The sequence below is a fragment of the Escherichia coli genome (genome assembly GCF_036503815.1).
Classification (GTDB): domain Bacteria; phylum Pseudomonadota; class Gammaproteobacteria; order Enterobacterales; family Enterobacteriaceae; genus Escherichia; species Escherichia coli_F.
Window position 1 is genome coordinate 157,572 of the sequence record NZ_AP027764.1, and the last position, 18,734, is coordinate 176,305.

Here is an 18,734-nt window from a genome sequence, read left to right on the forward strand (position 1 = left end):
CGACTCTTTTTTATCTTATTTTAAAATGGAATACCGGACATGTTAATTAACCGCAATACTGTGGCGTTATTTGCGTTGCCTTTTATGGCAAGCGCTACTGCTTCTGAATTATCCATTGGTGCTGGTGCAGCTTATAATGAATCGCCTTATCGTGGTTATAATGAAAATACAAAGGCAATTCCGCTGATTAGTTATGAAGGTGATTCTTTTTATGTTCGTCAGACCACGTTAGGTTTTATTCTGTCGCAAAGTGAAAAAAATGAACTTAGCCTGACCGCATCCTGGATGCCGCTGGAATTTGACCCTGCAGATAATGACGATCATGCCATGCAACAGCTTGATAAGCGTGATAGTACGGCTATGGCGGGGGTTGCCTGGTATCACCACGAGCGTTGGGGAACCGTGAAAGCCTCTGCGGCTGCGGACGTTCTGGATAACAGCAACGGCTGGGTGGGGGAGCTATCGGTATTTCACAAAATGCAGATAGGTCGCCTGTCGCTGACACCTGCACTGGGCGTTCTCTATTATGACGAGAATTTCAGTGACTATTACTATGGCATTTCAGAGAGTGAGTCCCGTCGTAGCGGTCTGGCAAGTTATTCCGCGCAGGATGCCTGGGTGCCCTATGTCAGCCTGACGGCAAAATACCCGATAGGAGAGCACATCGTATTGATGGCGAGTGCCGGATACAGCGAGCTGCCGGAAGAGATTACCGACAGCCCGATGATTGATCGTAATGAGAGTTTTACCTTTGTCACCGGCGTGAGCTGGCGTTTTTAATTTACCGGTGGATGTCGGTGCGGCTGGCCTACGCTCTCGCACTGACCTTCAGGCTTGATAAGACGCGTTAAGCGTCGCATCAGGCAATGTGCACCCTACGTTGGATGCGGCGCGAGCGCCTTATCCAACCTACGGATGGCAATGCTTTTCCTCATTCACCCAGATCCGCATTTCGCCTTCACCCCGGTTAGCCCAGCTAAACCACGGGATAAATGTCAGAGTTTGTGGCTGGCGTTTGGCTGGCGCGCTGTCGTAATGCCACAGCGGTTGCTGCTTTGGATTGCTCTGTTCATACCGGTAACCCGGTGCCTGGATTAAGATCTTATGGCGGAACAATCCCTTACCTTCAAATGTCGTAAATGGCGCATCGGTGGGCAGCCACAGGTTATGCAGTGACTCGCCGTTGTCGGCCTGTTCCAGGCAATACACCAGCGGGCCGCGCTGAATCGCCACTTTTCCGGCGACGTGACGCACCAGCGGGTTACCGTAAACGCGACGTACCGGCATTGGCAAAGTCAGATTCAGCGTGTCGCCCTCCTGCCATTCGCGGGTAATGTGCAAATACCCTTTACGAATATCCTGCTCGACCTCTTCCCCATTCAATGTAATCTGCGGCTGTGTGCACCAGTCCGGCAGACGTAAAGCCAGCGTATGACGCACCGGCTGGGGCGATTCAACCGCAATTGTCACCTGTTCCTGCCACGGATAGTTTCCGCTAACCCGCAGACGCAGCGTGCCATTTTCTACCGGCACTTCTATGCTGTTTCCTGCGTAGATGTTGATATACAACGCATCTTCACGCGGCGTGTAGAGATAATGACCAATCGAGGTTAGCACGCGGGCGATATTTGGCGGACAACAAGCGCAACCAAACCAACGCTGGCGGATCGGCTTAACGTGATCGTAGATATGGTTGAATTTCAGCGATTTTGGATGTACTTCCAGCGGATTCACATAGAAGAAATGTTTGCCATCCAGCGCCATGCCGCCGAGCACGGTGTTGTACAGTGCGCGCTCCATCACATCGGCATATTGACTGTCGCCTTCCATTTCCAGCATTCGCCGGGCGAACATCATCAGGCCGATGGAAGCACAGCTTTCGGCGTATACCGTGTCATTCGGCAGATCGTAATCGCTGCTGAACGCTTCGCCGCTGCTTTGTGAGCCAATGCCGCCGGTAATATATAACTGACGCTGGGCCATATTGTTCCACAGCCGCAGGCAGTCCTGACGCTTGCTTTCATCGTGACTTAAACGCGCGAGATGCGCGACGCCGGTCATCAGGTAGACAAAACGTACCGCGTGACCAATGGCGGTTTGCTGCTGTGCGATGGGCAAATGTGCCTGGCTGTAGGCTTTGTCTTTCACCATCCACGCCGGGCCGTAGGTGTGCCAGTGCGAGGTCTGCCCGCGCTTTTCATATTCCTGGTCGTAATAGTGCGGTTGCGCACCACGCTGTTCGACAAAATAGTTCGTCAGCGCCAGGTAGCGCGGCTCTTCGGTCACTTCATACAGGCGCATTAGTGCCAGTTCAATTTCCGGGTGACCAGGATAACCGTGTAACTTACTTTCACCTGGACCAAATACGCTGTCGATATGATCGGCCAGACGGCAAACCACTTCCAGCAAGCGCCGTTTGCCCGTGGCCTGGAAGAAGGCGACTCCGGCTTCAATCAGATGACCGGCGCAGTAAAGTTCATGACACTCCGCCAGATTGCTCCAGCGTTCTTCGGGCGCTTTTACCGTAAAGTAAGTATTGAGATAGCCATCTTCGCACTGGGCGGAAGCGACCAGTTCGATTACCTCGTCAGCAGTTTTTTCCAGTTCGGCATCCGGCTTCTGGCACAGCGACCAGGCTACCGCTTCCAGCCATTTGGCGACGTCGCTGTCCTGAAACACCATCCCGTAAAATTCACCGTCTTGCAGTCCTGCGGCAATGCGAAAGTTTTCAATCGCATGGCTGGGTTCCGCTTCTGGGATACGATCGTTCAAGGCATCCCACTGATAAGGAATCACCACGTCGCGGACCAGTTGTTGGTACTGACCGAGGAACGGATCGCTGACCGTCAGTTTATGCAGATCGACTTCCGAAATGTTCATCTTGTGCTCCTTAAGGCTGTACATGACGCTGACGCAGGTCGCTAGCAATGCGTGACATCATAGGGTTATTGAGTTTGCAAAAGCGGATCGCCATCGCCAGCAGCAGGTGGAACAGCGCAGGCAGCAATGTTTCCATCGCCGCGATCCCGCCAAGCGAACTGGCGGTCTGGTTTTCCACGCCTGGCTGGTAGGCGACAAAAATAAACATCAGGCTGATGATCCCGGCGCTGGAGGCCCAGGCCAGCTTGATGAAAAACAGATTGAAGGCGAAGTTCATGCCGGAAGAACGTACGCGGGTTTTCCACTCGCCGTAGTCATCGGCAAAGGCCATCAATGAGAAGTGCAATGGCAATGTGAAGCCAAGAATCACGCCATTACCAAGGATCACCGCCAGCCACAGCGTTTGATAAGCGGGGCCGGAGGGCAGGAACCACATCAGTCCCGCCAGCGCGGCGAGAATCAGGTTGGTGTAGTAGTAAATTTTGACGGTATCGAAACGTCGCGTTAACGGGCTGACAATCACCGAGCCGATAATGGAGGCGAAGGTGACCATAGTGAAGAACAGCGACGTGTAGCCCGTACTGCCTTGTAAGACGTAGGTAATGAAGTACATATACCCACCGCCGCGAATATTAAAGACGTTAATCAGCAGGAAAGACATGACCAGCATCAGCAGCAGTTGGTCGTTGTTTCGCAGCCCGGCAAGATGTTCGCGCAGGGTAAATTTCCCCATTGTGGAGAGTGGCACCCGTTCACGAACCCAGAAGAAACAGCACAGGAACATCACTACAGCGATGGCGCACAGCACGCCGACGCCCGGTTGATAGCCGCGCGCGGCATTATCCTGACCGAAGAGATCTACCATCCACGGCAGGCCAACCGAAACCAGAAATCCCGCTACGCCGCAGAGAACGAATCGCCAGGACTGGCAGGAGATCACTTCATTGTGGCGGGTGGTCATGGTGTTGATCAGCGCGCAGTACGGCACGTTGATGGCGGTATAACCGACTGAAAGGAGCAGGTAAGTGCCGAACGCCCAGGCGATTTTTACTCCCATGCTGGCATCTGGCACGGTGAACGTCAGGATGCCGATAATGCCAATAGGGACGGCAATCCATAGCTGCCACGGACGAAAGCGCCCCCAGCGACTTTGCGTCCGGTCGGCAATGACGCCCATCACCGGGTCGGAGATGGCATCAAACACGCGCAGTGCAATAAACAGCGTGCCGACCAGCGCCGGAGTTAAGCCAAAAACGTCGGTGTAGAAAAAGGTGAGAAAGTTCATGATCAGGCAAGTTATTACGGTGCCGCCTGCGTCACCCAGGCCGTAGCCTATTTTTTCCCGTACAGATAACGCATCGTCAATTTTACCTTTAGCGATATCAGCGGTAGTAATCGGTGTAGAGGTCATAGATATTCCTCGTGCATAGGGAGCAATTTTTAGTTTTATTGAAATGACATGATTAATTCTGCCGTGAACGGGAATATCAACAAGGCGAGAAAAGAGTAAAAAAAGGTGACGATTCCGACCTGAATTTAAAAGTGTGAATTGGATCAGGTGAAATTAATGTTTTTGATTAATAATCAAAAGGTAATGTGTTTAATCATTAATGAATAAGCGGGAAATTACATATCAATGCTCGAATTATCCATGACGTTACCGATTAAAGTGCAAAATGGTGGATTATTTATTTCCCGTGGCGTAGGGAGGCATCCTGCAAGGCGGCTGGAGTCATGGGAAATTATCTTTGTCGAAAAAGGTCGATTAGCGATTCAGGAAGAAGAGCGGATATTTCTGGTCGATGCGGGAGAGAGTTTATTACTCTGGCCGAACCGACAGCATGTTGGGGTAGAGGATTTTCCCGCCGATCTCAAATTTTACTGGCTGCATTTTGAGGTTAAAGCGCCGGATAGCGACCCGCGCTGGCTCACTCATCTTAGCGTGCCGCAACAAACGAAGGTTGCCGATCCGCAGGCGCTGGTGGCCCTGTTTCGCCAGTTCTTAAGTGAACAGGAAAAGCATCAACGCACTCCGGCGCTGGAGTTTATTGTGCTGCTGATTTTGCAGCAACTCACCCGTGACGCGCGTCTTGATGAACAGGCCGATGCCGCAGGTACCACGCTTGCCTGGAAAGCGCAGAAACTGATCCGCACGCAATATCATCGCCCGCTTTCTACGGCGCTTTTAGCCCGCGAGCTGTACTGCAATGCCGATTATCTTGGGCGTGTCTATCGGCGGGTGTTTCATCTGACGTTAACAGAAGCAATCCACCGCCAGCGAGTGCGCGAAGCCGAAAAGCTGTTAATTAGCGAAGCGCGATCGCTCACGGAAGTGGCGGCGTTGTGCGGGTTTAATGACGTTGGCTATTTCCGACAGATTTTTCGCAAACACACCGGTTTAACGCCAGCTGCGTGGAAGCGACGTTACAGCAAGGAACATATCAATTCGTAGTGCCGGGGCAATGAAGCCCCGGCGTGAGAGATTACTGCCCGTAATAGGCATTGGCCCCATGTTTACGCAGGTAGTGCTTATCCAGCAGTTCGTTTTGCATCGCAGGGAGCTGCGGCGCAAGCTGGCGCGAGAACAGGCCCATATAGGCGCACTCTTCCAGCACTACGGCATTATGCACCGCATCGGCGGCGTTTTTACCCCAGGCGAACGGGCCGTGAGAATGCACCAGCACCGCCGGGATTTGTGCCGGACTCCTGCCGCGTTCTTCGAAAGTTTCAATGATCACTTCGCCGGTCTGATATTCATATTCGCCGTTAATCTCCGCTGCGGTCATCTGTCGCGTGCAGGGGATTGCGCCATAGAAATAATCGGCGTGCGTAGTGCCCCAGGCGGGGAGATCCAGCCCGGCCTGTGACCAGATGGTGGCGTGGCGCGAGTGGGTATGCACAATGCCACCGATTTCGGCATAGCGACGGTAAAGCGCCAGATGCGTTGGCGTATCGGACGAGGGCTTTTTGCTACCTTCCACCACCTTGCCGCTGGCTATCTCAACCACCACCATATCGTCGGCGGTCATCACGTCGTACTCGACGCCGGAAGGTTTGATTACCATCCATTGCCGCGTTTCGTCTACCGCGCTGACATTGCCCCAGGTGAACGTCACCAGATGGTGAGCGGGAAGCGCCAGATTCGCCGCCAGCACGTCGGCTTTCAATCGCTCTAACATATAAATCCGGCCTCCTGCATACGCGCTTCAATCCAGCGCCGCGCCTGAATAATCTCCAGCACCGGCTCTTTGGCTTTTTCGGTCCACATCTCAATCAGAAATGATCCGCGATAGTTCAGTTCATGCAGCGTTTTGAAGATGCCAACGAAATCGACGCAACCTTCGCCAAACGGCACGTCGCGGAACTGTCCGGGGCTTTGCTCGGTGACTGGCTGGGTGTCTTTCAGGTGGATGGCGGCGATACGGTCAATGCCCAGTTTCAGTTCGGCGGGAACATCATTGCCCCAGGCGCTGAGGTTGCCGACGTCCGGGTAAACAGTGAACCACGGCGAAGCGAGTATCTCGTCCCATTTTTTCCATTTGCTGATGGAGTTCATAAACGCGGTATCCATAATCTCCACCGCCAGCATCACCTGCGCGGCGGCTGCCTGTTCAACCGCCCACGCCAGCCCTTCGGCAAAACGTTGCTGCGTGCCTTCGTCATGGGCTTCGTAATAGACGTCGTAGCCCGCCAGTTGAATGGTGCGAATACCGAGATCGCGCGCCAGACGAATTGCTTTACTCATGATCTCCCGTGCTCGCTGGCGTACCGCGTCGTCACGGCTACCAAAAGGAAAACGACGATGTGCGGACAGGCACATCGACGGGATCCCAACACCCGTTTCGATCATCGCGGCAACCAGCGAAGTCCTTTGTGCGGCGCTCCAGTCAAGGCGCGACAGACGCTCGTCAGTTTCATCCACCGACATTTCGACAAAATCAAAGCCACAGCTTTTCGCCAGCACCAGCCGCTCCGGCCAGGAGAGATCTTTCGCCAGCGCTTTTTCATAAATCCCTAACGGATGATTACGCACGTGCGCCTCCCCAGATAGCGTCGATTTGCGCATGGAAGTCGGCAGCTACCTGTGCCGGATTTGCTGCGCCTGCCAGCGCCCGCCCGGCAATAAACGCTTTCACGCGGATATCTTTAAACAGCGGCAGGTCAGCAGGCGTAATCCCGCCGGTAATGGAAAGCTCAAGGCCGATATCGGAAAGCGCCTTCATGCGTGCCAGATCGGCTTCGCCCCACTGTTGCCCGCTGGCCTGCGCGTCACGACCACGATGATAAATCGCCTGCCGCACGCCAATACGATGCCAGTCGCGGGCGTCGTCCAGCGTCCAGTTACCAAAAAGCTCTATCTGGATTTCACCACCGCAGCGTTGCGCCATTGCGTGGCCTTTTTCTACCGTCGCGAGCGGCGCAGCGCAGATGATGGTCATCCAGTTAGCGCCTGCGCCAAACGCCTGTTGCGCGAGCGTTTCACCAGCATCGGCGACCTTCCAGTCAGCAACGATGATTTTGTCCGGGCACTGTTCGCGCAAGGCTTTCACCGCGCCAAGCCCTTCGTTTAAACAGAGAATGGTGCCCGCTTCGACGATATCGACGCTGTCTTTTAACAGCGCAACGTCGCGCTGTGCGGCTTCAAGTGATGAGTGGTCGAGGGCCAGTTGCAGAAGTGGTCTGCTCATAATGTGTTCTCCTTAACGCGGGCATGAAAGCCCTGTAGTGCGGCAATGAGGTGCTGATAGCGTTGGTATTTTTGTTGGTAAAGCTGATGGGCGGTCATATCCGGTAACAGGGTGCGCACCGGATGCTGTTGATCGCGCAGGGCTTCGCTGAAATCGCGATAAACACCGGTGCCGACGCGGGCTGCAAGCGCCGCGCCAAAACAGCCGGTTTCTTCCACCTGCGGCAGTTCGATACGCAGCCCGCTGACGTCCGCCAGCATTTGCATCCAGACATCGGAATGCGCCGGGCCGCCAGTGACGCGCAGGGTGTGCACATCAGTAAAACGTTCGCGCATCCGGTTGAGATGGGTCATATGGCTGAACACCACGCCTTCATAAATGGCCTGCAACAGGTGTGCGCGGGTGTGAATGGCCTGCATCCCGTAGAAACCGCTGGTCATCTCGAGTCCGGCGTTGCTGCCGTACAGGAACGGCAGGAAAAAGAGATCGCCACCGGCTTTCGGTAAGCTGGCAACAGCCTGGTTGATCTCTGCAAACGAGATTTCTCCCCACTGCGCGGTAAACCATTCGAGATTGCCGGAAGAGGTAGGGCTGGCTTCGTGAACGATAAATTCACCGTCGTTAACGTAGCGGCCATAGACATACGGATGCGCTTCACCGTCACCTAAACCGCGGGTTATGCCGCTGGTCACCGCCCAGGTCCCCATCACCGCATTGAGGGTAAATTCGTCTTCGATTCCGGCGCAGAGTGCGGTAGAAACCACATCAAACAGGCCGCCGACAACGGGCGTACCCGCTTTCAGACCGGTCAGTGCGGCTGTCTGAGCGGTGATTTCCCCGCAGATTTCGGCAGATCCAACAACAGGCGGCAGGGCGTGATTGATTTCACTGATCCCCAGCCAGTCGGTGAGGCACGGGTCATATTCCCCGCGACTCATGTTGTAGAGATTGGATTCGGAAATATTGCTCTCTTCGCAGCCTTTGACACCGGTTAAACACCAGCGCAGGTAGTCGTGCGTCATCATCACGCAGCCAATTTGCGCGTAGCGTTCTGGTTCGTGCTCTTTCAGCCAGCGTAACAGCGACACCGGATGCCCGGTCCACAAGGTTTGTCGGGTCAGCGGGTAGAGTTTTTCCGGGATGCCATCTTCCTGCCAGCGACGAACGATTTCCATCGCCCGGCGGTCCGAGGACAAAATAGCATTCCCGAGCGGCTTGTCGTTTTTATCCAGCAAAAACAAGCCCTTTCCCTGTGCGGAGCTACCGATGCCGACAATTTGCTCCCCGCTAACGCTGGAATGGGTAAGCAGGGCGCGAATGACAGCCATGCAGCATTGCCACAGTTCTTCCATATCGCGCTCTGCCCAGCCTGGCTGCGGGCTTAATGCGCACAGCGGCAGGCGCTGCACGCCTGCCTCCCGGCCTTCGCGGTCATACAGTCCGGCTTTTAGCCAGCTTCCGCCACAATCTAACCCCAGCCAGTATTGCGTCATGGCTTATTGCACCTCATCCACGGCTTTCAGCAGTTCAGCGCCCTGCGGAACATCTTTTACAAACATGTCGCGGACCTGAGTACCCAGTACGTCGCTAAAGGCTTTGCGATCAAGTTCGGTGATGACTTCCACGCCAGCGTCTTTCATGCCGTCGATGATTTTTTGCTGATTTTCGGCGACCAATTTACGCTGGTAATTACCCGCTTCTTGCGCAGATGAAATTAGCGCTTGCTGGAACTCCGGGCTTAAGCCATCAAACTTCGCTTTGTTGATCACCACCAAAAGCGGGGAATAGGCATGGTGCGTCAGAGAAAGGTACTTCTGCACTTCATAAAATTTGGCTGACCAGACGACGTTGATCGGGTGTTCCTGAGCGTCGATAGTGCGCGTTTCCAGCCCGGTATAGACTTCGGCAAACGGCATCGGGATAGGGTTAGCGCCAAAGACTTTGAATGCGGCGATATTCATCGGGCTATTGTTGGTGCGTATTTTCAGCCCTTTCAGGTCGGCAGGTGTTTTAACTGGCTGGCGTGAGTTGGTGACATCGCGCCAGCCGTTTTCCCAGTAGGCCAGTACTTTCAGTCCCTTACCTTCAAGGGAGGCCTTCAGTTCATCGCCGACTTTGCCGTCGAGTGTTTTATGCGCGTGGGCGGTATCGCGGAACAGGAAAGGAACATCAAGCAGGTTCATCACAGGTGATAATCCGGCAAAGTTATTCGAGCCAGACATCTCCATATCAATAGTGCCGCCACGCACGCCACTGATCATCGCTTGTGCGTTACCGAGAGTACTGTCCGGGAACAGTTTTAATTTCAGCTCGCCTTTGGTTCTCTCCTGCAATAAATCATTAAATTTTTTCGCCGCAATATGTTGAGAGTCGGTTTGCGATGTTTCATAACCGAAACGTAATGATTGTGTCGCCAGTGAAGATGTACTGAATGCAGCCAGGCCAGCAATGAATAATGCGTAGGTTACAGAACGTAATTTCATAATATTTTCCTTTTAATTAATCCATTTCAACGGGAGGATGATGAGATCGGGAATAAAAACAAATAAGGCTAATAAGGAATATAAAACCAGGACGTAAGGGAAAACGCCTCTGACTGCATCATCGAATTTGAGTTTAGCCACCCCTGAAATAACGTTAAGCACATTACCGATAGGCGGTGTAATTAAGCCGATTGAGCAGTTGATGATAAACATGACTCCGAAGTAAATCGGATCGATTCCTGCCTCTTTAACTAAAGGCATTAATACCGGGGTAAGAATTAACACCGTCGGCGTTAAATCCATTACCATGCCGACAATCAGGATAGCCACCATAATGACGATAAACAGCAGACGCGGTGAATCGACCAACGGTTGCAGTAAATCAGAAACCATCATAGGCAATTCAGCAATGGTAATCAGCCAGGCAGAAACTTGTGCCGAGGCCACCAGAAACATCACCACTGAGGTCGTTTTCGCCGCGCCAATGAGTACATGCCAAAGTGTAGCGAAGGTCATTTCACGGTAAATAACTGTGGCGACAAACAACGCATAGAAAGCAGCAACGGCCCCGGCTTCGGTAGGGGTAAATAGACCGGAGCGAAAGCCGCCAATAATAATGACCGGAAGAAATAGCGCCCAGATACCGGAAACAAAAGATTGCCAGATTTCTCGTTTCGTTGCTTTTTGCTGACGGGGTAAATTAAGACGACTGGCCTGCCACCACCAGGTGAGCATCAGCGTTGCGCCCATCATAATGCCTGGGGCAATACCCGCCATAAACAACTTACTGATGGATAATCCGCTGGAAACACCGAAGATAATAAACGGAATGGAAGGGGGAATAATTGGCGCGATAATGCCGCCAGAGGCAATCAGCCCCGCAGCCCGGTTGACCGGGTAGTTAGCGCTGCGCATCATCGGCACCAGTAGCGCGGCAACGGCGGCGGTATCAGCAACAGCAGAACCGGAAAGGCTCGCCATAATCATTGCCGCCAGCACGCCCACGTAGCCCAACCCGCCTGGTTTATGCCCGACCAGTTTCATCGGCAGGTCAACAATGCGTTTTGATAAGCCGCCCGCATTCATGATTTCACCCGCCAGTACAAAGAACGGAATCGCCAGCAGGGAGAAGCTGTCAGCACCGTTTACCAGCGTTTGCGCCATGATCTGGACATCAAACATATCCAGCCAGAACATAAGCGCCGCCCCGCACAACAGTAGCGACCAGGCAATAGGCAAACCGATGGCAATGCCACCCAACAGGCAGCCCAGAAAAATCAGCACAGCCAAGATTAAGCTCCTTGCGGTGGCGGCGTTAGAGAATTGCTACGCGTGATGAGTTGATATAAAAGGCGCAGCTCAAAGAATGCGATAACGAGGCTGGTGGGCAGACAAGCGGCATACATCAGGCCGATGGGCAAGCCGAGGATCGGTGAATAATCGCTCCAGTCCTGAATTGTTTTTAGCGTTGCGCCCCAGGCCAGTGCGCCACAAATAAATAAGATTAAGGAGTGGGTAACCAGAGCGACTCGTCGCTGCCACGCGGGGGAGAGTTTCTCCACCAGAAAGGTAACCTGAACGTGGGCGTTATCCATAAAAGCCACAATCGCGCCAATAAAGGTTAACCAGACAAATAAATAACGCGACAATTCATCTACAGATAAAATACTTGTCTGAAAACCATATCTTAAAATAATGTTTATAAACACAATACAGGAAAGTACGGCGAGATTAATCGCCAGTATTGCTTCAAGTATTTTTTTCATAGCTATTCCTTGAGGCTATGTTTGTCATAATTCAAATTGCATGTGCAGCAACCTGAATTATTAATATAGTTAGAGCAATAACATTACCCAGGCGTTCTGGCGTAGACGATTATTCGATTAATTTAGCGCCGTTAATGCGACTTTAACCACAACTTTTCGTATCTCAGAGGCTGTTTGCAGAATACAACCTGGTCGATGAACATCCTGAGGAAAGAAAATAGCGTAACTGCCCGGTATCATTTCTATAAATGATTCATGTTCACTATCGTGATAAAAAATAATATCGCGCTGCTCTAATAGTGATTCGCTGACTTTATTATTTCCTGTATCAATAGCAATGCCGATTTTCTCTTTGCCCCACGCCAGAAATTGAATATCAATATAGCGACGATGTACTTCCGGGCGATTTTCCTCCGCCTGACGTGTCGTTAAATCGATAATTTGCGCATAAATATTTTTGCCGTCGATTTCGACAACGCCCGGCTCCAGGGCGTTGAAATCGGTAGCGCGCAGAAAATCGAGCGCCTTTTCAATAGCAGCGGGCAAACGGCACGGGTTAGGCTGCGCGATATGTCCAAAAATCATGGCTTATCTCCTTATAACGCCTGGATTTTTGCCCATACGCTGTCATCAACGGTAATACCGTTTCGGCGGTTGTCTGCCAGCAGGGTGGTAAATTCGTGGCCGGGTAAGCGAATGGCCTGGTTTTCATCGGCGCGTTCAGCGGTAGTAACATAATCCATGATGCGTTGCAGCTTGGCATCGCGGGTGGGGCCGTCGATAAGCTTGTCCACTTCAATGGCGATAAAGATTTGCGAAACGCCATATTCGTCGCTGTTATCCTGGGTGACTTCAGCAACTGACGCGCCGTCAGAAAGAAGAGTAGCGATCATATCCAGCACGATCGACATACCAGAACCTTTCCAGTAACCCATCGGCAAAATGCGGCGATTTTTCTCGATAATGCCAGGTTCTTTGGTCAAATTGCCCTCATCATCAAAGCCACCATCGACCGGGAGCTGACGACCTGCAAGGCGGTTAACTTCTAACATGCCGTAGGAAAACATCGACATCGACATATCGACCATGGTGATTGGGGTAGAAGGAATGGCGACGATCAGCGGGTTAGTGCCGATGCGACACTCTTTTGCGCCCCACGGCGGCATTACGGCGATGGAGTTGGTCCAGCAAATGCCAATATAGCCTTTTTCCGCCGCCTGCCAGCCGTAGCTGCCGCCGCGCATCCAGTGGTTGGCATTACGCAACGCCACCAGACCAATACCGTGATCGGCAGCCAGTTCAATGGCGCGATCCATCATCTTTTTCGCTGTCAGGTTACCGATCGAACGCTGGGCGTCCCACTGTTCAATTGCGCCGAGGCTGGTTATACGTTTGGCTTGGGCGTCAGGAATGATATCGCCATTATCCAATTGTTGGATGAAGCGTGGGAAGCGGTTAACACCGTGAGAATAAACACCGGATTCGGTGGTGCGGGCGAACATCTCTGCACAGGCATCAGCCGTTTCGCTGTCAACACCGCGTGAAATTAAGACCCGATTAAAGGCTGCTTTTAACTGCTCAAATGTGACTTTCATCCCTGGCTTCCTTGTTTTTTTTGAACGCTTTTTTATCTTAAAATTTCAATATGCGAAATTAGATTTCAAATATATCGATCACTTTTTAACAAAGCAATCTGATTAATGAATTTCAAAAGACTTAAAAATCAATTGTTTATAAATTATCTGTCGAGATCGTGAACTACGGCACACTTTGCGCTACCATCAGGACGCGACAAAATGGGGAAAGAAGTGATGGGAAAAAAAGAGAACGAGATGGCGCAGGAAAAAGAGCGTCCAGCCGGAAGCCAGAGTCTGTTTCGCGGGTTGATGCTGATTGAGATTTTGAGCAACTATCCAAACGGTTGTCCGTTGGCGCATCTTTCGGAGCTGGCTGGTTTAAATAAGAGTACCGTCCATCGCTTATTGCAGGGATTACAATCCTGCGGCTATGTGACCACCGCGCCCGCCGCAGGGAGTTACCGCCTGACTACCAAATTTATTGCCGTCGGGCAGAAGGCGCTGTCTTCGCTGAATATCATTCATATCGCCGCTCCGCATCTTGAGGCACTGAACATCGACACTGGTGAAACCATTAACTTCTCCAGCCGCGAAGACGATCACGCTATTTTGATTTATAAGCTGGAACCCACGACCGGGATGCTGCGAACCCGAGCTTATATAGGCCAGCATATGCCGCTCTACTGTTCCGCAATGGGCAAGATCTACATGGCGTTTGGTCACCCGGACTACGTGAAGTCATACTGGGAAAGCCATCAGCATGAGATCCAGCCGTTAACCCGCAATACCATTACCGAGCTGCCCGCGATGTTCGACGAACTGGCGCACATTCGTGAAAGCGGAGCGGCGATGGACAGAGAAGAAAACGAACTCGGCGTCTCCTGTATTGCTGTTCCGGTGTTTGATATTCATGGGCGGGTGCCGTACGCCGTGTCGATTTCGCTTTCGACATCACGTCTGAAACAGGTGGGGGAGAAAAATCTCCTGAAACCACTGCGTGAAACCGCGCAGGCTATTTCTAATGAACTGGGATTTACTGTCAGGGACGACCAGGGCGCGATCACATAACGCTCTGGACAAGTGCCAAAACTTTAACATTTCCTTCGTTGGATCAAAGCAGTAGGGACGCGCTCTCTGGCACTCTGCTGTTTTAGTGCAAAGGAGTGATCATGAACCGGTTTATTATTGCGGATGCGACGAAATGTATCGGTTGCCGTACCTGTGAAGTGGCTTGCGCAGTGTCGCATCAGGAGAATCAGGATTGCGCTGCGTTGTCACCCGGTGAGTTTATTTCGCGTATTCGTGTCATTAAAGATCATACTTACACCACGGCAGTAGCCTGTCATCAGTGTGAAGATGCACCGTGCGCAAATGTGTGCCCTGTTGACGCGATAAGTCGCGAACATGGGCATATTTTCGTTGAACAATCACGTTGTATTGGCTGTAAAAGCTGTATGCTGGCTTGCCCGTTTGGTGCGATGGAGGTCGTTTCTTCACGCACAAAGGCGAGGGCGATTAAGTGCGATCTGTGCTGGCATCGGGCGACGGGACCGGCTTGTGTTGAAGCTTGCCCAACACAAGCGTTGCAATGCATGGATGTCGAGAAAGTGCAGCGGCATCGGCTACGGCAGCAGTCTGTTTGAAACGTTTTTCCGACGTTTTTTAACGCAGGAATAGTGCGCTTTGTTTATGCCGGATGCGGCTTAAACGCCTTATCCGGCCTACAAATTATTCCAAATTCAATATATTGCAGAAATGATGTAGGCCTGATAAGCGTAGTGCATCAGGCAATTTTTAATGACTTTCAGCCCAGGCGCGTTCAATCTCTTCCGCCAGAATCTTCACCCCCGCTTCAATTTTATCCGGCTCCGGCACGTAGTTCATACGCATACATTGATGTGTATGTGGCCACGGTTTATCCAGCCCTGGGAAGAAGTTGTGCCCCGGCACCATCAGCACGCCCCGTGCTTTCAGGCGCTGGTAGAGCTGCTCGGTCGTAATTGGCAAATCCTTAAACCATAGCCAGAGGAAAATGGCTCCTTCCGGTTTATGAATCAGGCAGCGATCTTCCGGTAAATAGCGGCGAATGATAGCGATAGTTTCCTGAACACGCTGGTAGTAAAACGGTTTGATGACTGTTTCAGACAGGCGCAGCAGATCGTTACGTTTAATCATTTCACACATTATCGCCGGACCAATACCGCCAGGCGCCAGGCTGATAATGCCGTTCATGTTGGTGATGGCGGTGATGATTTTTTCATTGGCGATGATAATGCCGCAGCGCGAACCCGGTAGTCCCAGCTTGGAAAGACTCATGCACAGTACAATATTCGGATTCCACAGCGGGCGCGCTTCGCTGAAGATGATACCCGGGAACGGGACGCCATAAGCGTTATCAATCACCAGCGGAATACCGTGCTGATTCGCCAGTGCGTCCAGTTTCAATAATTCTTCGTCAGTAATCACATTGCCTGTTGGATTCGTCGGTCGGGAGACGCAAATCATCCCGGTCTCTTCGCCAATGTGCAGATGCTCAAAATCGACGTGGTATTTAAATTGGCCACCTGGCAGCAGTTCAATATTTGGACGCGCAGAGACAAACAGATCTTCTTCCAGTCCGGCGTCAGCGTAGCCAATGTATTCCGGTGCCAGCGGGAACAGCACTTTTTTAACCCGACCATCGGCACGGCGTCCGGCGAACAGATTAAATAAGTAGAAAAACGCGCTCTGGCTGCCGTTTGTTAGTGCAATATTCTGTGGTTCGATATCCCAACCCAACTTCTCGCGTAGCATTCCGGCAAGCAGTGTGAGTAGCTCCGTTTTCCCCTGTGGACCGTCGTAATTGCACAGTGCATCAGTCGCTTTGCCACTTTCCAGCATGTCGGTCAGTAGCGTCTGGAAGTAGTCCTGCATTTCCGGGATCTGCGCTGGATTACCGCCGCCGAGCATAATCGCGCCAGGCGTGCGTAAACCGTCGTTCAGATCTTCCATCAGCAGCGTAATGCCGGAGTGGCGGGTAAATTTGTCACCAAAAAGGGAGAATGTCATAGCGGGATATCTGTCGAACTCTGTAGCAAGGAAGGTAACAATAACGCTACATTTGCTGGGGTGCAAATCGGTCTGTTGAAGTGGGAGCGGTGCTTTATCCTGCAACTCTGATTAGGGCTGACATTTTATCCTGGTTGGCGGCTTCCCGAGGTACTGACGAACGGGAAGCCGGAAACGTTACTGTTGCCCCGCCCAGACGACCAGCACTTTATCGTCGCCATGCTCACGAACAAAGCCGTAGCCCTGCTTCAGCGAAAGTGTCGTTTGTTTGCCCGCGCCAATTGCAGGATGGCGGGCGCGGAACTGGCTGATTTTCTGCCAGTGCGCGACGCTAGCGGCAGATTTACCGCTAACATCCTGCCAGTTCATATCCGAACGCGTGCCTTGCAGCGGATCAGAACCGGTAGGACCGAACGGACGAGAGGATTCATCACCATAAAAGATTTGTACTGCACTTGGCGCTAATAACAATAACTCTGCTGCTTTGTCGCCCCCTTCACGAAACAGGCGGGTATCATGCGACGAGAGGTAGCTCAACACGTTGAAATCCTGCAATTTCTCCGCCATTTGCTGCCAGGTCGTATCCATCTGCGCCAGACAATCGACTGCTTTAGCCGCCTGCTCCTGATAATCGAAATTGATCATCGCATCGAAGCCGTGGCGATAGTAGTCACTTTGCATCACGCCGTGGCCCCAGGCTTCACCGGTCATCCAGAAAGGTTTGTCATCTAATGCTTTGTCGGGATTCGCTTTTTTCCATTCGCGAAGCGCGGCGCTGGCTTCGGTTTTCAGTTGCTGCCAGGCGGGCAACTCAACATGTTTGGCGGTATCGACCCGAAAACCATCAATCCCATAGTCACGGACCCACTGGCTTAACCAATGGGTTAAGTAATCTCGAGGGGTAAAGCCGTCAATGGCTTTAGCGTGGGTATCCGTTTTGTTGTTATAGAACACTGGCAGGCCAGAAGCGGTAGTTGATTCGGTTTTGATATCCGGTAAAAAGGCCAGCGACATGGTGAGATCGTCAAATCCAGGATTGTCGTAGTCGCCGATATCCGTTCTGATCCAGTTTTTTCCCCACCATTTATCCCAGCCTGTTTTGTCGCTGAAATTAATGTAATCGTTAAAGCTATGCCAGGTTTGCCCGGCGGCGGGCTTCCAGTCGCTCCAGCGGTCACCTAACGTTTTTTTCAGCTCATCACCAGAAAGGTATAACGCGCCAAACTGATACTCCTGCATATCCGCCAGCGTGGCATAGCCGGTGTGGTTCATCACGACATCAAAGAGAATACGAATACCGCGCTGATGCGCGCTATCAACCAGCGTCCTTAGATCGGCTTCGCTGCCCATATTGGCATCAAGATTCGTCCAGTCCTGTGTGTAATAACCGTGGTAGGCATAATGCGGGAAATCGCCTTTTGTACCGCCGCCGACCCAGCCGTGAATTTGCTCAAATGGGGCACTTATCCATAAAGCATTGACGCCCAGCTGCTGGAGGTAATCCAGTTTGTTGGTCAGGCCGCGTAAATCGCCGCCGTGAAAAGTGCCAATTTCTGCCATACCGTCTTTATGACGTCCGTAACTCTGGTCATTACTGGGATCGCCGTTTTCGAAACGATCTGTCAGCACAAAGTAAACCGTGGCGTTATGCCAGTCGAAAGGGGCGGATGTGTCAGTTTCTGCCCGTTCCAGCAGGAGTAAACCGTTGCTGGTGGCAGCGGGTTGTAACGTTATTTGACCGTTCTTCACTATCGCAATTTGCTGGCTGTAATAATCCCGGACTGCGGCTCCCTCCGGAAAAGTGGCGCTGACATCCAGTGTGAGCGGTAATCCATCCCATTTCGGGCATTCACGGACCAGGCTTGCTACCGGTTCGGCGGCGTTCTGGATGGAAATCATCAATGTTGGTGTACCGGAGCGGGTGTCTAGTTGCAGCGTATATTCGCCGTCCCTGAACAATCGCCATTGAGGTGGCGTGTTGCTACAAGGTTGCAGGGAAAGCATCTGATTGAGTTTTATCGCATCCGCAGGCTGCCAGCACTGTTGGTCAAAATTTAGCGTGAGTGGACGCGTACCTTTGGGCAACTGCGCGTGGCTGACAAATGTTCCCGTTCCCTGTTCGCTAAAGGCAGGGAACCCCGGAGAAGTCCAGCTGGCGGCAACGGCGAAGCCAGGAAGGAGTGTCAGAAAACAGGCGGCGAGTTTCATGGCGGATGAGTCCTTATGGCTGCGATTTCAGACAGTTTGCCAGCGATAAGCCAGACAAAACTCATCCCTGAGCGGTAAGTCCAC

Annotated in this window: 17 protein-coding genes; 4 read left to right on the top strand and 13 right to left on the bottom strand. The window is 52.3% G+C overall.

Annotated features, from left to right (window positions below):
* The first annotated feature begins 39 nt into the window (after positions 1-39).
* Positions 40-780, top strand: coding sequence for a MipA/OmpV family protein (yiaT, locus tag AABJ99_RS00705; protein WP_039020887.1), 741 nt, complete (start codon positions 40-42; stop codon positions 778-780).
* A 129-nt stretch (positions 781-909) separates the two neighbouring features.
* Here yiaT and AABJ99_RS00710 read toward each other — a convergent pair whose 3' ends face one another.
* Both AABJ99_RS00710 and AABJ99_RS00715 read right to left on the bottom strand, forming a co-directional pair.
* Positions 910-2,880, bottom strand: a complete 1,971-nt coding sequence (locus tag AABJ99_RS00710) for a glycoside hydrolase family 127 protein (protein ID WP_032185424.1) — start codon at positions 2,878-2,880, stop codon at positions 910-912.
* A gap of 10 nt (positions 2,881-2,890) precedes the next feature.
* Complete coding sequence (locus AABJ99_RS00715; RefSeq protein WP_039020888.1) at positions 2,891-4,291, bottom strand: MFS transporter; 1,401 nt, start codon at positions 4,289-4,291, stop codon at positions 2,891-2,893.
* A gap of 225 nt (positions 4,292-4,516) precedes the next feature.
* Here AABJ99_RS00715 and AABJ99_RS00720 point away from each other — a divergent pair, with 225 nt between their 5' ends.
* On the top strand, positions 4,517-5,332 hold the full coding sequence (locus tag AABJ99_RS00720; RefSeq protein WP_000891823.1) for an AraC family transcriptional regulator: 816 nt from the start codon (positions 4,517-4,519) through the stop codon (positions 5,330-5,332).
* A gap of 31 nt (positions 5,333-5,363) precedes the next feature.
* Here AABJ99_RS00720 and araD read toward each other — a convergent pair whose 3' ends face one another.
* The 9 genes from araD to yiaK all read right to left on the bottom strand — a co-directional run bounded on the left by araD (position 5,364) and on the right by yiaK (position 13,412).
* Positions 5,364-6,059 (bottom strand): L-ribulose-5-phosphate 4-epimerase, encoded by a 696-nt coding sequence (gene araD, locus AABJ99_RS00725; RefSeq protein WP_039020889.1) that lies wholly within the window; start codon positions 6,057-6,059, stop codon positions 5,364-5,366.
* Complete coding sequence (sgbU, locus tag AABJ99_RS00730; protein ID WP_039020890.1) at positions 6,053-6,913, bottom strand: L-ribulose-5-phosphate 3-epimerase; 861 nt, start codon at positions 6,911-6,913, stop codon at positions 6,053-6,055. The genes araD and sgbU overlap by 7 nt, the downstream gene beginning before the upstream one ends.
* Entirely contained in the window at positions 6,906-7,568 is a 663-nt protein-coding gene (gene ulaD, locus AABJ99_RS00735) for a 3-keto-L-gulonate-6-phosphate decarboxylase UlaD (RefSeq protein WP_000089465.1), read from the bottom strand. The genes sgbU and ulaD overlap by 8 nt, the downstream gene beginning before the upstream one ends.
* Complete coding sequence (lyxK, locus tag AABJ99_RS00740) at positions 7,565-9,061, bottom strand: L-xylulokinase (RefSeq protein WP_039020891.1); 1,497 nt, start codon at positions 9,059-9,061, stop codon at positions 7,565-7,567. The genes ulaD and lyxK overlap by 4 nt, the downstream gene beginning before the upstream one ends.
* Before the next feature lie 3 nt (positions 9,062-9,064).
* Complete coding sequence (yiaO, locus tag AABJ99_RS00745) at positions 9,065-10,051, bottom strand: 2,3-diketo-L-gulonate TRAP transporter substrate-binding protein YiaO (protein ID WP_039020892.1); 987 nt, start codon at positions 10,049-10,051, stop codon at positions 9,065-9,067.
* A 12-nt stretch (positions 10,052-10,063) separates the two neighbouring features.
* The gene (gene yiaN, locus AABJ99_RS00750) at positions 10,064-11,341 is read right to left on the bottom strand and encodes a 2,3-diketo-L-gulonate TRAP transporter large permease YiaN (protein ID WP_000279617.1); all 1,278 of its coding nucleotides are present in this window, start codon (positions 11,339-11,341) and stop codon (positions 10,064-10,066) included.
* A 2-nt stretch (positions 11,342-11,343) separates the two neighbouring features.
* Positions 11,344-11,817 carry a 2,3-diketo-L-gulonate TRAP transporter small permease YiaM gene (yiaM, locus tag AABJ99_RS00755; protein WP_000721665.1) on the bottom strand — a complete coding sequence of 158 codons (474 nt, stop codon included), beginning with the start codon at positions 11,815-11,817 and terminating at the stop codon, positions 11,344-11,346.
* A 117-nt stretch (positions 11,818-11,934) separates the two neighbouring features.
* A complete protein-coding gene (gene yiaL, locus AABJ99_RS00760; RefSeq protein ID WP_039020893.1) occupies positions 11,935-12,402 on the bottom strand; it encodes a YhcH/YjgK/YiaL family protein in 468 nt (155 codons plus the stop codon).
* Between the two features lie 11 nt (positions 12,403-12,413).
* Positions 12,414-13,412 (bottom strand): 3-dehydro-L-gulonate 2-dehydrogenase, encoded by a 999-nt coding sequence (yiaK, locus tag AABJ99_RS00765; protein ID WP_039020894.1) that lies wholly within the window; start codon positions 13,410-13,412, stop codon positions 12,414-12,416.
* Positions 13,413-13,613: 201 nt separating this feature from the next.
* Between yiaK and yiaJ the strand changes: the two genes are divergently transcribed.
* Positions 13,614-14,462 carry an IclR family transcriptional regulator YiaJ gene (gene yiaJ, locus AABJ99_RS00770; protein ID WP_039020895.1) on the top strand — a complete coding sequence of 283 codons (849 nt, stop codon included), beginning with the start codon at positions 13,614-13,616 and terminating at the stop codon, positions 14,460-14,462.
* 101 nt (positions 14,463-14,563) lie between these two features.
* The gene (gene ysaA, locus AABJ99_RS00775; RefSeq protein WP_001353579.1) at positions 14,564-15,037 is read left to right on the top strand and encodes a 4Fe-4S binding protein; all 474 of its coding nucleotides are present in this window, start codon (positions 14,564-14,566) and stop codon (positions 15,035-15,037) included.
* A gap of 151 nt (positions 15,038-15,188) precedes the next feature.
* On the opposite strand, the gene avtA is transcribed toward ysaA, so the two are convergent.
* Positions 15,189-16,442 (bottom strand): valine--pyruvate transaminase, encoded by a 1,254-nt coding sequence (gene avtA / locus AABJ99_RS00780; RefSeq protein ID WP_039020896.1) that lies wholly within the window; start codon positions 16,440-16,442, stop codon positions 15,189-15,191.
* A gap of 177 nt (positions 16,443-16,619) precedes the next feature.
* On the bottom strand, positions 16,620-18,650 hold the full coding sequence (malS, locus tag AABJ99_RS00785; RefSeq protein ID WP_039020897.1) for an alpha-amylase: 2,031 nt from the start codon (positions 18,648-18,650) through the stop codon (positions 16,620-16,622).
* Positions 18,651-18,734: the final 84 nt, after the last annotated feature.